The sequence below is a fragment of the Sphingomonas sp. LR60 genome (genome assembly GCF_036855935.1).
GTDB lineage: Bacteria > Pseudomonadota > Alphaproteobacteria > Sphingomonadales > Sphingomonadaceae > Sphingomonas.
This window is the reverse complement of the sequence record NZ_JASPFK010000001.1, coordinates 1507585-1522267: the sequence shown is the minus strand read 5'-3', so window position 1 is coordinate 1522267 and position 14683 is coordinate 1507585. Positions and strand designations below refer to the sequence as shown.

The window sequence follows — 14683 nt, the reverse complement described above, 5'->3', positions numbered from 1 at the left end:
GTTTGATGCGGCGAGCGGCGAAATCGGCGGCGCTGCTGCTGGTGCTGGCGGGGTGCATCCCCGCCGATCCGCGCTTCGCTCCGCCGCCCACCGCGCCACTGCCCGCCTCAGACCTGCCCGCCCCCGACCTGCCCGCCGAACCCCCACCCGAGCGCGAGCCGGAGCAGGCGGTCGAGGCGCCACATCCGCTTCGTCCCTCCCGCCCGCAACGACGGGCACCGGTCGAGCAGCTCGCTGCGGCGCGCCCGGCGTGGGAAGCGGCGCCGATCACGCCGGATGCGCGGCTGGTCCGCACGCAGGACGTGGTCGTTCGGGCCGGCGATACGTTGAGCGCGATCGCCGAGCGGACCGGAGCCTCGATCGAGGCGATTGCCCGCCGCAACACGCTCTCGCCGCCTTTGCGCTGCGCGCCGGGCAGCGGCTCGTCATCCCCGGCGGGCGATATCACCGCGTCGATCCGGGGCAGACCGGGATCGGAATCGCCCGCGCTTACGGCGTGCCATGGAGCCAGGTGGTTGTCGCCAACGACCTGCGCGAGCCGTTCGTGCTGGTGACCGGGCAGCGCGTGCTGATCCCGATGCAGCCCGCTTCCGCCGCCGAGCGCGCCGCCGCCTTCACGCTCGACGTCGACACGATCCTGACCGGCGGCGAGCCGGCGGTGGCGAGCGGACGCGCGCCGGTGCGGCCCGTAAAGGGCGCGACCAAGGTTCCCGCCGCCACCATCCCCGTCGCCCCGCCGAGCGCCGCGCCCGGTCGCTTCGTCTGGCCGCTGACCGGGCAGATCGTCCGGCGCTTCGGGGTCGGACGCAGCGGCGAGCGCTTCGACGGGATCGAGATCGCGGTGCCCTCCGGCACCGAGGTGAAAGCCGCGGCGGCAGGCACGGTCGCCTATGCAGGGGACGGGATCGCCGCGCTGGGCGGGCTCGTCATCGTCAAGCATGGCGAGAATTGGACCTCGATCTACGGCCATGCCGGCAAGTTGCTGGTCCGGCGCGGGCAAGCGGTGACGCGTGGGCAGGTGATCGCGCTGAGCGGTGCGACCGGATTCGCCGATCAGCCGGAGCTGCATTTCGAGCTGCGTCGCGGCCGTTCGCCGGTGGATCCGGTCACGCAATTGCCGCGCCGCTGACGTGTGTGTAACGACACGCCCATCATGACCGAATATCAATCCGACCTGCTCCGCACGCTGACCGCACGCGGTTACGTCCACCAGATGACCGACGCCGCCGCGCTCGACGCGCTGGCCATGAAGCAGGTCGTGCCGGGCTATATCGGCTTCGATCCGACCGCGCCGTCGCTGCACGTCGGCAGCCTGGTGCAGATCATGCTGCTACGCCGGCTGCAACAGGCCGGGCACAAGCCGGTCGTGTTGATGGGCGGCGGCACCGGCAAGATCGGCGATCCGAGCTTCAAGGACGAGGCGCGCAAGCTGAACAGCGACGAGGTGATCGCCGCCAATGTCGCCGGCATCAAGCGCATCTTCGACCGCTTCCTGACCTTCGGCGACGGTTCGAGCGATGCGGTGATGCTCGACAACGCCGAATGGCTCGACAAGCTGGAATATATCCCGTTCCTACGCGAGGTCGGGCAACATTTCAGCGTCAACCGGATGCTCAGCTTCGACTCGGTGAAGCTGCGGCTCGACCGCGAGCAATCGCTGTCGTTCCTCGAATTCAACTACATGATCCTGCAAGGCTACGACTTCCGCGAGCTGGCGCGCCGCGAGGGCGTGCGGCTCCAGATGGGCGGCAGCGATCAATGGGGAAATATCGTCAACGGCGTCGAACTGGCGCGGCGGATGGACAGCACCGAGGTGTTCGGCGTAACGACTCCGCTGCTCACCACTGCCTCGGGCGAGAAGATGGGCAAGACCGTGGCGGGCGCGGTGTGGCTCCACGAGGATCAGCTGCCGCATTTCGATTACTGGCAATTCTGGCGCAACACCGACGATCGCGACGTCGGCCGCTTCCTGCGGCTGTTCACCGATCTGCCGCTCGACGAGATTGCGCGACTGGAGGCGCTGGGCGGCGCGGAGATCAACGAGGCCAAGAAGGTGCTCGCCAACGAGGCGACGGCGATGTGCCGTGGCCGCGCCGCTGCCGAAGACGCCGCCGAAACCGCGCGCAAGACCTTCGAGGAAGGCGCGAGCGGCGCGGGCCTGCCATCGATGACCGCATCGGGCGCGACCCCGCTGGTCGACGTATTGGTGGCGCTCGGCTTCGCGGCATCGAAGGGCGAGGCACGCCGGCTCATCAAGGGCGGCGGTGCGCGGATCGACGGCGACAAGGTCTCCGACGAAGCCGCCGTGGTGACCATCGGAGACGCGCCGGTGCGCATCTCCGCGGGCAAGAAGCACCATGGGATGGTGAACCCCGCTTAACGTCTTTGCTCACTCCACGTTAACTTCGGTCAGGCGATAAGCACGGGGTTAGCGTAGGAGGACGACATGGCCGTACGATCGGCGACGATAGCGTATGAGGACCGCGTCGAACCGCGCGACGAGACGCTGCATCGCACACGGCTGATCGTCGCGAGCGGCGAGCCACGGATGGTGACGATCGTCAACGTCTCGCCCAACGGCTTCATGGCGCGTAGCGACGAAGCGTTCGCACCCGGTGACGCCGTCACCGTCACCCTCCCGATGGCGGGCAGCTTCACCGCCGAGGTGCGCTGGGCGCTTGGCGGACGGATCGGCTGCAAGCTCGCGCAGGAAGTGGCGCCGGCCTTGTACCAGTTCGTACTGGCGGCGATGCGGTAGCCGCTAAGGGCGACTCATCCCCGCCGGAACACCACCACGCCGACTAGCACCAGCGCGATCCCGGCGAGTTTGGTGACGGTCACCGGTTGCTGCGGCACTTGCAGCAGGCCGAAATGGTCGAGCGTCAGCGCTGCGGTCAACTGGCTCGCGATCGCGATGCTGAGCGCCGCCGCAATCCCCAGCCGCGGCGCCGCAAAGGCGAGCGCCGCAACGAAGGCAGCGCCGTACAGGCCGCCGAGCCACGCCCACCACGGCGCGCCCTTCAGCGCCGACAGCGGCGTGCGATCGAACGCCCAGACGATCAGCAACGTCGCCGTCCCAACCGTAAACGACACCAACGCCGCCAGCCACACCGAGCCCGACACCCGCGCCAATGCGGCATTGGTCGGCGGCTGGATCGCGAGGCCGAGACCCGCGAACACGACGATGATGATCGGTATCAGTCCGGACAAACCCTTGATCTCCTGAAGCGCTCGTCGCCCGTATCGCGCTCCACCGTACGTGCTGAGCTTGTCGACGCACGTGCCCGGTCGCAGCCCCTTCGACAAGCTCAGGGCGACGGGTGGAGAATGAGCAAGCCCATGGCTCGCCTCGTTATCCGGACCGCAGCAGCGCCACGCCGGCATCCCGCTCGAACAGATAAAGCGGGATCCGCGCCGCCTGCCCGCGCGCGCCGTTCAGCCCGCCGTCGCGGTCGATCAGCAACCGCGCGTCGTCGGTCGCGGCAGGCAGCAGGTCCGACAGCATCTCCGGTGTGGCGAGCCGGAACATCGCCTCGCCCGATTGGCGCGTCCCCAGCAACTCGCCCGCACCACGCAGCCGCAGGTCTTCTTCGGCGATGCGAAAACCATCGTTGGTCTCCCGCATCAGCGCGAGCCGCGCGCGCGCCGTCTCGCTGAGCGACCCGCCACGCAGCAGCAGGCACACCGAGCGCCCACCGCCGCGCCCGACTCTCCCCCGCAATTGGTGTAGCTGCGCCAGCCCGAAGCGGTCGGCATGTTCGATGACGATCAGCGTGGCATTGGGCACGTCGACCCCGACCTCGATCACCGTCGTCGCGACCAGCACGCCGATCTCGCCCGCCGAGAAGCGCGCCATTACCGCGTCTTTTTCCAGCCCCTTCATGCGGCCATGGACCAGCCCGACGCGGTCGCCGAAGCGGCTCGCCAGCGCGGCGGCGCGTGCCTCGGCGGCTTGAAGGTCGCTGGTTTCGCTCTCCTCGACCAGCGGGCAGACCCAATACGCCTGTTTGCCTTCCGACAGATGCCGGCCGAGCGCATTGACGACCTCGTCGACGCGTTCCTCGGACAAGACGCGCGTTTCGATCGGCTCTCGCCCCGGCGGCATCTCGTCGAGCCGGCTCTGGTCCATCTCGCCGTGCAGTGCGAGCGTCAGCGTGCGCGGGATCGGCGTCGCGGTCATCGCCAGCAGGTGTGGCGGGGTGCGCCCCTTGGCTTGCAACAGCATTCGCTCCGCAACCCCGAAGCGATGCTGTTCGTCGACCACCACCAGCCCGAGATCGCGATAGCTGACTGCCTCCTGGAAGATCGCGTGTGTGCCGACGAGAATATGGATGGAGCCATCCGCCAGCCCCATAAGCGTCGCCTCGCGCACGCGTCCCTTGTCGCGCCCGGTCAGCACCGCAATCTCGACCGGCAGCCCCGCCAGCGTCCGCCGCAGCGTCTCATAATGCTGGCGCGCGAGGATTTCGGTCGGCGCGAGCATCGCGGCCTGCGCGCCGGCCTCGACCGCGATCAGCATCGCCATCGCCGCGACCAGCGTCTTACCCGAGCCGACATCGCCTTGCAGCAGCCGCAGCATCGGTGCGCTCTGTGCGAGGTCGCCCTCGATCTCACGAACGCTGCGCGCCTGGGCACCGGTGAGCTGATACGGCAGCCGCAGCATGTCGCGCAGCCGTCCGTCGCCCTGCAACGCCCGCCCGCGCCGCTTGCGCGTGTCGGCGCGGACGATCGACAGCGCAAGCTGGTTGGCGAACACCTCGTCATAGGCCAGCCGCGCGCGCGCCACGGCGTCGGCAGGATCGGTGTGGAGCCGCGTCATCGCCTCGCGCCATGCGGGCCAGTCGCGTTGTGCCTTCAGGCTCGGCTCGATCCACTCGGGCAGATCGGGGGCACGCGCCAACGCCTGTTCGACCAGCGCGCCGAGCCGTCGCGAGGTCATCCCTTCGGTAAGCGGATAGATCGCCTCGCGCTCGCGGAAGTCATCGTCCTCGCCACCCACCTCCGGGTGTACCATCTGCAGGTCCTGCCCGTATTGGTCGAGCCGACCCGAGACGCGACGCGGCTCGTTCAACGGCAGCAACTTGCGCACCCGCCCGGAGCCGCCGCCGAAGAACACCAGCGCCACCGTGTTGCCGTGCGCGTCGCGCGCCACGACCCGCGTCGGTGCGCGCGGGCTGCTGCTGGTGCGATAATCGGTCGGGGTCAGCGTGATCGCGATCGTCCGCCCGACGTCGCTCTGCATCAGCTCGTCGCGCGGCCAGCGGTCGACCCACCCCGAGGGAAGATGGAACAACAGGTCGAGCACGCGGGCGATCGCCAGCCGATCGAGCGGCTTGGCGAGCGCTGGCCCGACGCCCTTCAGCGCCTCCACCTCGGCGAACAACGGATTGAGGATATCGGGTCGCATGACTATCTGGTGCCGATACCCTGCCCCGACGGCCGCCGCCAGCGCCCGCCGGTCGTTTTGCATTGGACACGTCATGGATCACGACATCCGCCTGAAACGCCTCCGCTTTCGCGCCTGGCACCGCGGCACGCGCGAGGCCGATCTGATGATCGGCGGCTTCTTCGATGCGCACGGGGCGACGTGGAACGCTGAGCAGCTGGACTGGTTCGAGCAGCTGCTGGAGGAACAGGACGTCGACATCATGGGCTGGGCGATCGGCTCGCTCCCCTGTCCGGCGGAATGGGAGGGCGAGATGATGCAGACGATGCGGCGAGTCGATTTCGTGACGGTGCTCGACACGGGGATGTGACGTGCCGTTAGCCCCTCCCTTTCAAGGGAGGGGTTGGGGTGGGTCGAGGCTTGACGATACGGTCGCCCCACTCTTGTTCTCCCCGTACCACCCGGACGCCACCCACCATGATCGGGTGATCCATGCCCCCGGCATGGATCAGAAATGTCCGGGGGACATTTCGACCCGATAATCCCCTCCCTTGAAAGGGAGGGGGAGATAGAATGCCCGACCTTTCCACGATCCTCCGCGCCACCGTCCCGCTCACCCTCTCGGGCGTTCCCGGCGGCTTCCTCCCGTCGTTGCTCGCCGATCTCGCGCGTGCCGCGACGCGCCGTGCGGTGTTCGTCGCCGCCGACGAGGCGCAGATGCGCAGCATCGCCGCGACCGCGCCGTTCTTCGCGCCCGAGCTGGAGGTCGTGCAACTGCCGGCCTGGGACTGCCTCCCCTACGACCGCGCCTCGCCGACGCTGCGCGTCATGGCGGAGCGGATCGGTGCGCTGCACCGCCTGCAACACAAGCCGGCCGGGCCGCAGCTCCTGTTGACCACGGTCAACGCGCTGACGCAGCGGACGCTGACGCCGTTCCGCATCCGGCAGCTGGTTGCCGAGCTGAAGCCGGGCGCGCGGATCGATCGCGACAAGCTCGGCGCGCTGTTGCAGGCGAACGGCTATGTCCGCACCGACACCGTCCACGATGCCGGCGAATATGCGGTGCGCGGCGGGATCGTCGACCTGTTCCCCAGCGGCGAGGAACAGGCCCTCCGCCTCGACTTCTTCGGCGACGAGATCGAGAGCGTCCGCACGTTCGATCCCGGCGACCAGCGCACCACCGGGCGGCTCGACGGGTTCGTGCTGCTCCCCGCGTCCGAGGCGCTGCTCGACGACGACAGCGTCAAGCGTTTCCGCACCCGATATCGCGAGAAGTTCGGCGCGACCGCGACCGGCGATCCGCTCTACCAGGCGGTCAGCGAAGGCCGGCGGCTGGCGGGGATGGAGCATTGGCTCCCGCTGTTCGAGGAAAAGCTGGCGACGCTGTGGGACCATCTCGGTGACGATGCCGTGGTGGTGCGCGACGCGGGCACCCCGGCCGCGGTCGAGGGTCGGCTCGATGCGATCGCCGATTATTACGAGAACCGGAAGCGCGCCGAGGCGGCAGAACCGGGCAGCTATCGCGCGCTGCCCGCCAAGACGCTCTATCTCGACGAGGAGGAATGGCGCGCCGAGGTGGCCGGGATGCCCGCGCATCTGGTCACGCCGTTCCACGAACCCGAATCCTCGACCGTCCTCGACTTCCAGGTCGACGGGCCACGCGACTTCGCGCCCGAGCGCGCCAATCAGGCCAACGTCTATGAAGCGGTGGTCGCGCATGTCGCGCGGCTGAAGAAGGATGGCCGCAAGCCGATCCTCGCCAGCTATTCGGTCGGTGCGCGTGATCGGCTGAAGACGCTGCTCGACGATCACGGACTGGTCGGCGCACGGCTGGCCGATACATGGCAGGACGCGCTTGGGGCAGCGGATCGCGGCGTCGCACTGACCGTCGTCGGGCTCGATCATGGGTTCGCCGCTCCCGACGTCGCGGTCCTGACCGAACAGGACATGCTCGGCGACCGGCTGATCCGCCGCGCCAAGCGCCGCAAGTCCGCCGACGCCTTCCTTGCCGAACTCGCGACGCTCTCGCCGGGCGATCTGGTCGTCCACACCGATCACGGCATCGGCCGCTATGTCGGGTTGACGCAGGTGCCGGTCGCCAAGGCGCCGCACGATTGCGTGGCGCTGGAATATGCCGGCGGCGACAAGCTCTATATCCCGGTCGAGAACCTCGAAGTCCTCTCCCGCTACGGCTCGTCGGAGGAAGGGGCGAGCCTCGATCGACTTGGCGGCGAGGCATGGCAGCGCCGCAAGTCGAAGATGAAGGAGCGCATCCGCGAGATCGCGGGCACCTTGATCGCGGTCGCCGCCGAACGCGCGCTGCGCCCCGGCGAGGTCGCCGAGCCGGATGCGAGCGGCTACCCCGCCTTCGTCGATCGTTTCCCCTATGAGGAAACCGACGATCAGGACCGCGCGATCAGCGACGTTCTGGATGACCTCGCCGCGGGCAAGCCGATGGACCGGCTGATCGTCGGCGACGTCGGCTTCGGCAAGACCGAGGTCGCGCTGCGCGCCGCCTTCGTCGCGGCGATGGCCGGGATGCAGGTCGCGGTCGTCTGCCCGACCACCCTGCTCGCGCGCCAGCATTACCAGAATTTCTGCGCCCGCTTCGAGGGGTTCCCGGTCGAGATCGGCCGTCTGTCACGACTGGTGACCGCCAGCGAGGCGAAGAAGGTCAAGGAAGGCGTCGCCAACGGCACGATCGACATAGTCATCGGCACCCATGCGCTGCTGGCGAAGACCATCGACTTCAAGCGGCTCGGGCTGGTGATCGTCGACGAGGAGCAGCGTTTCGGCGTCACTCACAAGGAGCGGCTCAAGACGCTACGCGCCGACGTCCACATGCTGACGCTGACCGCGACGCCGATCCCGCGCACGCTCCAGATGGCGATGGGCGGGCTTCGCGAACTGTCGGTGATCCAGACTCCACCGGTCGATCGTCTCGCGGTGCGCACCTATGTCATGCCGTGGGACCCGGTCGTGCTGCGCGAGGCGTTGCTGCGCGAACATTATCGCGGCGGGCAGAGCTTCCTGGTCACCGCGCGGATCGCCGATCTGCCGGATATCGAGGATTACCTCCGCCGCGAGGTGCCCGAGATCCGCTACGTCGTCGCGCACGGCCAGATGGCGCCGACCGAAGTCGAGGAGCGGATGTCCGCCTTCTACGACAAGAAGTTCGAGGTGCTGGTCTCGACCACGATCATCGAGAGCGGCATCGACATTCCATCCGCCAATACGATGATCGTCAACCGCGCCGACCGCTTCGGGCTCGCGCAACTGTACCAGCTTCGCGGGCGGGTCGGGCGATCGAAGACGCGTGCCTATGCCTATATGGTCGCACCACCCGAGCGGCAGATGACGGAGGCGGCGGAAAAGCGGCTCAAGGTGCTGAGCGACCTCGACACGCTGGGGGCCGGTTTCCAACTCGCCAGCCACGACCTCGACATTCGCGGCGCGGGCAATCTGCTCGGCGACGAACAGTCGGGGCATATCAAGGAGGTCGGCTACGAACTCTACCAGTCGATGCTGGAGGAGGCGATCCTGGAGGCCAAGGCGGGTGGCCTGCGCGAACGCCAGCGCGACTTCTCGCCGCAGATCAGCGTCGACGCGCCGATCCTTATTCCCGAGGAATACGTCCCCGACCTCGACCTGCGGATGGGCCTGTACCGCCGCCTCAACGAGGTGGACGAGGTGCAGGGGCTGAACGCCTTCGCCGCCGAGATGATCGACCGCTTCGGTCCGCTTCCCGAAGCGACCGACAATCTGGTCAAGATCATGGAGATCAAGCTCAACGCCAAGAAGGCCTGTGTCTCCAAGCTCGACGTCGGGCCGAAGGGCGCGCTGGTCGCATTCCACGACGACAAGCCGCCAAACATCGCCGGGCTGCTCGCCTATGTCGACAAGCTGGGTGGCATCGCGAAGCTGCGCCCCGACAGCAAGCTGGCACTGACGCGTGCGTGGGCCGACCCCAAGGCGCGGCTGCACGGCGCACTGCAATTGTCGAAGGGGCTGGCCAAAGCGGCGGGGTAACCAACGTCATTGCGAGCGTAGCGAAGCAATCCAGGGTCGGACCAAGACGCCCTGAATTGCATCGTTACGCGCAATGACGATCCCGAGCCGAAACGTGGACCTAACTACTGTGGTCGGAAATGATCTTCCAGCCGTCTTTCCGGCGCTCGAACAGCAGCGTCGTCAGCCCGGTCTGCGGCACCCCTGAGGCAGGCGTCAGCGTCCAGCGCGCGACATGGAGGACATGGACCGCGCTGAGCGGACGCCACGCCATCGGCTGGAAGCTGAGCTTCCCGCGCGTGTTGCCGCCGTCGGCGAAGCTGCGCGCATAGCGTTCGGCAATCGCCGCCTTCCCGCGCACGACCTTGTCACCCGCAACGTACACCGCGTCGGGCGCGTAGATGGCGGTGAAGCGCGCGAGGTCGCCGGCGTTCCAGCCCGCCGCGCTGTCCGCCATCGCCGCGTCGATCGCCGCCTGCGGCGTGGCGGCCGCAGCGGCGGCGATCAGGATCGGGACGATCGGCATCATGTCACTTCCCTTGCCCGCGCCGCGACGCACCAGTTCGATCAGTGCGGCATCGTCGAGCGGCCCCGCGCACAGGAAGCCCTGATAGAAGGTGCAGCCGCGCGCCGCGAGCAACAGGCGTTGCGCCTCGGTTTCGACGCCCTCTGCGATCGTCTCTAGCCCCAGACCGTCGGCGATCGACAGCACGCCCTGCAAGACGACGCGATTGCGCGCGTCGCTGACCGCCGCCTGCGTCAGGCTGCGGTCGATCTTGATGTAATCGAGCGGCAGCGATGCGACATAGGACAGGCTGGAATAGCCGGTGCCGAAATCGTCGAGCGCGACGCGACAGCCCGCGGCACGGAGCGCCGCCAGCGCAACACCCGCGGCACGCAGATTGTCGATCATCGCCCCCTCGGTCACCTCGGCGGTGACGCGCCCCGGCGCGATCCCGGCTTCATGGACGCGAGCGAGGAAGCGGCTGACGAACGGCGCACGCGACAGATCGGTGGCGGTGACATTGACCGCGATCCGCAGCCCCGACAGCAAATCGGGCCATTCCGCCGCGCGACGAAGCGCCAGCGCCTGGACGTGATCCGACAGCGCGACGCCCAGCCCGGCGCGATCCGCGGCGGCCAGCAACGTCTCCGCACCCAGCTCACCCAATCGCGAATGATGCCAGCGCGCCAGCGCTTCGACCCCGACGATCCGGCCGTCGATCAGATGCACCTGCGGCTGGAAGCGGACATCGATCTCCTGCCGCTCCATCGCCCGGTGCAAATCCGCCGCGAGCGCGGCGATCGGCACCCCCTGCCCTCGGTCGCGACGCGCGTCGTCACCCCCTCGCTGGCGCGTGCGTGCGCGAGCGCTTCGGCGGCACGGCGGAGCAGATGGTCGAGCGCCTCTTGATCGGTGCGCCGCGCCACGCCGATCCGCGCGCCGAGGTGGATCGTCTCGTTCCCGATCGTGAACGGCTGCTCCAGCGCGCGTTCGACGGAATCGACCGCCGCATCGCCAAGTCGCGCGTCGCCCACCACCACGATCGTGAAGGTTGCGCCGCTGCGCACCGCCGCGCTCTGATAATCGGCCAGCGCGTCGCTCAGCCGCTCGTCGATCGCCTCGACCAACTGGTCGCCGGTCGTCCGGCCGTACGCGGCATTGACGATCTCGAAACTGGTCGGTGCGGCGGTGATCGCGGTCACGCCGTCATCGGCGGACGCCATCAACTGGTGCTGTTCCGCGCTCGCGATGCGCTCGCCCCGGCGCCGTCCGGCCGCGCGTTGCATGGTTCGTGTCTGACGCTCCATAGCCTTAAACCTAGGTGGTGGTTCACGAGACGGCAATCCGAACTTGCCGGATGTTGAACGACTCAATAGCGTCACGCGTTGTGACGGCAATGATCCAGACCAGCAACACGGCCGCGCCGCTCATCGACGGCTTCGGCCGTACCATCCGATACTTGCGGGTATCGGTTACCGATCGCTGCGACCTGCGCTGCCGCTATTGCATGGCAGAGCATATGACGTTCCTGCCGCGCGAGAAGATCGCGACGCTGGAGGAATTGGCGATCATCGCCGAGCGCTTCATCGCGCGGGGGGTGCGAAAGGTGCGGTTGTCAGGCGGCGAGCCCTTGGTGCGGCGCGACGTGTTGCAGCTCGTCCAGCGTCTCGGGCGCCATGTCGGCTCCACGCTCGACGAGTTGACGATGACCACCAACGGCACGCGGCTGCGCGATCATGCCGCGGCGTTGCACGACGCCGGGCTACGCCGGCTCAACGTCAGCATGGACAGCCGCGACCCCGATCGCTTTCGCCGCATCACGCGCCATGGCGATGTCGCGCAGGTGCTCGACGGGATCGCCGCCGCGCGAGAGGCCGGGCTGTCGGTCAAGATAAACATGGTCGCGCTGAAAGGCGTCAACGAGGACGAGATCGCGACGATGCTCGACTGGTGTGTCGCGGAAGGGCACGACCTGACTTTGATCGAAACGATGCCGATGGGCGCGATCGACGAGGATCGTACCGATCGTTTCCTGCCGTTGACGGTCGTGAAGGAGCGGCTCGATGCGCGCTTCACGCTGGCGCCCGATGCGGCGCAGACCGGCGGTCCTGCGCGTTACTGGAGTGTCGACGGCAGCGCGACGCGGCTGGGGCTAATCTCGCCACTGACGCAGAATTTTTGCGACGGGTGCAACCGCGTACGCCTGACCACCGAGGGGCGGCTGTATACCTGCCTCGGCCATGACGATCACCGCGACCTGCGTGCGGCATTGCGCGACGGCGGCGTCGCTGGGCTGGATGCGGCGATTGAGGATGCGCTGACCACCAAGCCCCGCCGCCACGATTTCCGCATCGGTCGCGACGAAGGCCCGGCGGTCGCACGGCACATGAGCGTCACCGGCGGATGAGCCTCTATCCCCGGCGGGCGCTGGTCGCCTCGCCTACCGCCACCGCGCAGGCCGCGCGTGCCGAACTCGCCGACGCGTGGGACTGGTGCCCGCTCGAGGAGGCCGATCTCGTCGTCGCGCTGGGCGGCGACGGCTTCATGCTTCAGACGCTGCACCTGTTGCTGGAGCGGCGGCGGGCGATCGTGCCGGTGTTCGGGATGAACCTCGGCACCGTCGGGTTCCTGATGAACGAATGGCGGCGCCACGATCTCGATGGACGGATCGAGCGCGCGCGCGCCTTCAAGGTCACCCCGCTGACGGCGACCGCAACCGGTTTCGACGGCAGCGTGCATACATTGCCCGCGATCAACGAAGTGTCGTTGCTCCGCGAGACGCGACAGACCGCCAAGCTGGAGGTACGGATCAACGATCGGATCGTACTGGAGGAATTGTCGTGCGACGGCATCCTCGTCGCTACGCCCGCGGGATCGACCGCGTACAATCTGTCGGCGCATGGCCCGATCCTGCCGCTCGGTTCGCAGATGCTGGCGCTGACCCCGATCAGCGCATTTCGGCCGCGGCGCTGGCGCGGCGCGATCCTGCCCGACAAGACGCGCGTGTCGCTCCGCGTGCTGGAGGCCGGCAAGCGTCCGGTGTCGGCGGTCGCGGATCAGCGCGAAATCCGCAACGTCGCGCAGGTCGATATTGCGATGGACCGCGCACGCGAGCTGACGCTGCTGTTCGACCCGGAACATGCGCTCGACGACCGCATCACCATGGAGCAGTTCGTCGCATAAGTCGCAAAGATGAAATAAGGGTCTTGCGCGGTATAAATCCGGCTTTATAGACCCCCTCCACGACGTTGAACGACGTTCCCTGATAGCTCAGCGGTAGAGCTCTCGACTGTTAATCGAGCGGCCGTAGGTTCGAATCCTACTCAGGGAGCCACGTTTTCTCACGGTTTTCCGACGCTTTCGGAAGACAGGAGAGAAGGTTCATACGTTGTTATCACGCACCCCTCGACATTTTGCGCTTTGGGCTTTGCCGTGGCGGCGGTCAGTGCGTCGGCATCGAGATCGGTCCCGCCAGCCAGGCGTCACAGCCTCGCGTCTTCCTCGCAGCGGTAATGGAAGGTTTGCTGCCAAAGCTCGGACGGAGCCTTATCTCCGCGTCGACCGCGCCAGAAAAGCTTTAGCGTCTAAGGTTGACAGATCGCGAAGGCGGCCGCTCGGCGCGCCGATCGCGATCTAGGAACATCCGATGTGATTATCTATCAGTGCCAGACACGCACATAATCTACCAACAGCTCCTGTGGGAGAGTTATTTCCTGCTTCTTGGCGCTGATCGTCAACGTATTGAGGAAGTAGAACGGCTTCTTGAGAAACTCATCGTCCACCGGAACGCGCCGCACCTCTTTCCCATCGACATAGAAGACCGCCTGCTGCTTGGCATCGTTCGACGACGAGCCACGCAGGTCCACGCCGTAAGTATGCCACCCGAAATCTGCGATCTCAGGCATTCTGACATAGTCGCTCTGTCGTGTGTGCCCGCCAAGTTCCTTCGGTCGCCAGCGGTGCAGCGAATGATGCAGGCCGCGCTCGTCGCCGATGCCGTAATATTCGACGACATCTACCTCCAAATGGCCGCGGTTCCGGGGATCATCGGGCGTAAGGAGCCAGAAACCACCCCATGTGCCACGCGCTTCCGGGAACCGGAGACGCGCCTCCCAATAGCATCCCGCGCACGTGAAACCTTGCCGTCCCGGCACGATAGGTGCTCCAGTATATGATTGCGCGGACGACACCGATTGCACGTTCGCGCCCCGCATCCGCTGGCCGTCGCTATATACCCGCAAAGCCAATGCTCCGTCGCGAAAAGCATAAGCTGCTCCACCTGGAGGATCAAAGCCTGCCCGGCCATAATCGGCATGCTGTTTGGCAAAAAGGACCGGACCATCCAGCGAAACCGGCTTTGAGAACTCCTCCGCAAAAACCTGCTTCGACTTGCCGAGATCCAGCGCCTCGCCCTGCTTTTCTGCTGACCAATCAGCTTCGCCACGCGGCGCCGGATCAACCTGTGCTGTCGCTGCGAAGAATACGGGCGCAAGTAAAATAGTCCGAAGGCTGCGACGCGACAGTGGCGCCTTTATCGAAGATCGAAGCTGATCTATGAACATAAAATGAACTTTCGATGTATAATCGTCATCGGCGGCGTGACCGCAATCAATTAGGCAGCGCCGCCGGGTTGGCAAGGATTTTTCACTTCAACCATCACCATTCATCGGTATGTCGCAATCTTGAGTGATCCCGGCGCAACATGTCTTGAAAATTGTTTCGTAAAGCGGGCACGGATGGGCACCGAGATCCGAAAGATCGCGTCGATTGCGCGTCAGTTACGT

13 protein-coding genes and 1 tRNA gene are annotated in these 14683 nt (G+C 66.9%); 9 read left to right on the top strand and 5 right to left on the bottom strand.

All coding sequences use genetic code 11. The annotated features are described in order from the left end of the window. The first annotated feature begins 5 nt into the window (after positions 1–5). From QP166_RS06940 to QP166_RS06925, 4 genes are all read left to right on the top strand, one after another. Positions 6–554, top strand: a complete 549-nt coding sequence (locus QP166_RS06940; protein ID WP_333915265.1) for a LysM peptidoglycan-binding domain-containing protein — start codon at positions 6–8, stop codon at positions 552–554. Continuing rightward, positions 512–1129: a murein hydrolase activator EnvC family protein gene (locus tag QP166_RS06935; protein ID WP_443027194.1), complete on the top strand. Its 618-nt coding sequence runs from the start codon at positions 512–514 to the stop codon at positions 1127–1129. Before QP166_RS06940 ends, QP166_RS06935 begins: the two co-directional genes overlap by 43 nt. A 24-nt stretch (positions 1130–1153) precedes the next feature. Beyond that, entirely contained in the window at positions 1154–2380 is a 1227-nt protein-coding gene (gene tyrS / locus QP166_RS06930; protein WP_333915263.1) for a tyrosine--tRNA ligase, read from the top strand. Positions 2381–2446: 66 nt separating this feature from the next. Further along, positions 2447–2758: a PilZ domain-containing protein gene (locus tag QP166_RS06925; protein WP_333915262.1), complete on the top strand. Its 312-nt coding sequence runs from the start codon at positions 2447–2449 to the stop codon at positions 2756–2758. Between the two features lie 14 nt (positions 2759–2772). Here the strand turns inward: QP166_RS06925 and QP166_RS06920 are convergent, their stop codons facing one another. Then, the gene (locus tag QP166_RS06920) at positions 2773–3210 is read right to left on the bottom strand and encodes a DMT family transporter (protein WP_333915261.1); all 438 of its coding nucleotides are present in this window, start codon (positions 3208–3210) and stop codon (positions 2773–2775) included. A gap of 142 nt (positions 3211–3352) precedes the next feature. Beyond that, positions 3353–5407 (bottom strand): ATP-dependent DNA helicase RecG, encoded by a 2055-nt coding sequence (gene recG, locus QP166_RS06915; RefSeq protein ID WP_333915260.1) that lies wholly within the window; start codon positions 5405–5407, stop codon positions 3353–3355. Positions 5408–5480: 73 nt separating this feature from the next. Between recG and QP166_RS06910 the strand changes: the two genes are divergently transcribed. Further along, complete coding sequence (locus tag QP166_RS06910; protein WP_333915259.1) at positions 5481–5756, top strand: FAD assembly factor SdhE; 276 nt, start codon at positions 5481–5483, stop codon at positions 5754–5756. A 203-nt stretch (positions 5757–5959) separates the two neighbouring features. Beyond that, positions 5960–9415 (top strand): transcription-repair coupling factor, encoded by a 3456-nt coding sequence (mfd, locus tag QP166_RS06905; protein WP_333915258.1) that lies wholly within the window; start codon positions 5960–5962, stop codon positions 9413–9415. 100 nt (positions 9416–9515) lie between these two features. Here mfd and QP166_RS06900 read toward each other — a convergent pair whose 3' ends face one another. Together QP166_RS06900 and QP166_RS06895 are read right to left on the bottom strand one after the other, a co-directional pair. Then, the gene (locus QP166_RS06900; RefSeq protein WP_333915257.1) at positions 9516–10706 is read right to left on the bottom strand and encodes an SgcJ/EcaC family oxidoreductase; all 1191 of its coding nucleotides are present in this window, start codon (positions 10704–10706) and stop codon (positions 9516–9518) included. Beyond that, a complete protein-coding gene (locus QP166_RS06895; RefSeq protein ID WP_333915256.1) occupies positions 10619–11122 on the bottom strand; it encodes a diguanylate cyclase domain-containing protein in 504 nt (167 codons plus the stop codon). Before QP166_RS06895 ends, QP166_RS06900 begins: the two co-directional genes overlap by 88 nt. 173 nt (positions 11123–11295) lie before the next feature. Here QP166_RS06895 and moaA point away from each other — a divergent pair, with 173 nt between their 5' ends. From moaA to QP166_RS06880, 3 genes are all read left to right on the top strand, one after another. After that, positions 11296–12306 (top strand): GTP 3',8-cyclase MoaA, encoded by a 1011-nt coding sequence (moaA, locus tag QP166_RS06890; protein WP_333915255.1) that lies wholly within the window; start codon positions 11296–11298, stop codon positions 12304–12306. Then, positions 12303–13082 (top strand): NAD kinase, encoded by a 780-nt coding sequence (locus tag QP166_RS06885; RefSeq protein WP_333915254.1) that lies wholly within the window; start codon positions 12303–12305, stop codon positions 13080–13082. The genes moaA and QP166_RS06885 overlap by 4 nt, the downstream gene beginning before the upstream one ends. A 76-nt stretch (positions 13083–13158) precedes the next feature. Next, a tRNA-Asn gene (locus tag QP166_RS06880) sits at positions 13159–13233 on the top strand. Positions 13234–13558: 325 nt separating this feature from the next. On the opposite strand, the gene QP166_RS06875 is transcribed toward QP166_RS06880, so the two are convergent. Next, positions 13559–14461: a glycoside hydrolase family 16 protein gene (locus tag QP166_RS06875; protein WP_333915253.1), complete on the bottom strand. Its 903-nt coding sequence runs from the start codon at positions 14459–14461 to the stop codon at positions 13559–13561. Positions 14462–14683 lie beyond the last annotated feature (222 nt).

Bases quoted from the DNA above. Each gene is read 5' to 3' on its own strand.
- tyrS (WP_333915263.1), top strand. From the start codon at position 1,154: ATGACCGAATATCAATCCGACCTGCTCCGCACGCTGACCGCACGCGGT.
- QP166_RS06895 (WP_333915256.1), bottom strand. From the start codon at position 11,122: ATGGCGTCCGCCGATGACGGCGTGACCGCGATCACCGCCGCACCGACC.
- QP166_RS06925 (WP_333915262.1), top strand. From the start codon at position 2,447: ATGGCCGTACGATCGGCGACGATAGCGTATGAGGACCGCGTCGAACCG.
- QP166_RS06940 (WP_333915265.1), top strand. From the start codon at position 6: ATGCGGCGAGCGGCGAAATCGGCGGCGCTGCTGCTGGTGCTGGCGGGG.
- moaA (WP_333915255.1), top strand. From the start codon at position 11,296: ATGATCCAGACCAGCAACACGGCCGCGCCGCTCATCGACGGCTTCGGC.
- mfd (WP_333915258.1), top strand. From the start codon at position 5,960: ATGCCCGACCTTTCCACGATCCTCCGCGCCACCGTCCCGCTCACCCTC.
- QP166_RS06885 (WP_333915254.1), top strand. From the start codon at position 12,303: ATGAGCCTCTATCCCCGGCGGGCGCTGGTCGCCTCGCCTACCGCCACC.
- QP166_RS06875 (WP_333915253.1), bottom strand. From the start codon at position 14,461: ATGTTCATAGATCAGCTTCGATCTTCGATAAAGGCGCCACTGTCGCGT.
- recG (WP_333915260.1), bottom strand. From the start codon at position 5,407: ATGCGACCCGATATCCTCAATCCGTTGTTCGCCGAGGTGGAGGCGCTG.
- QP166_RS06910 (WP_333915259.1), top strand. From the start codon at position 5,481: ATGGATCACGACATCCGCCTGAAACGCCTCCGCTTTCGCGCCTGGCAC.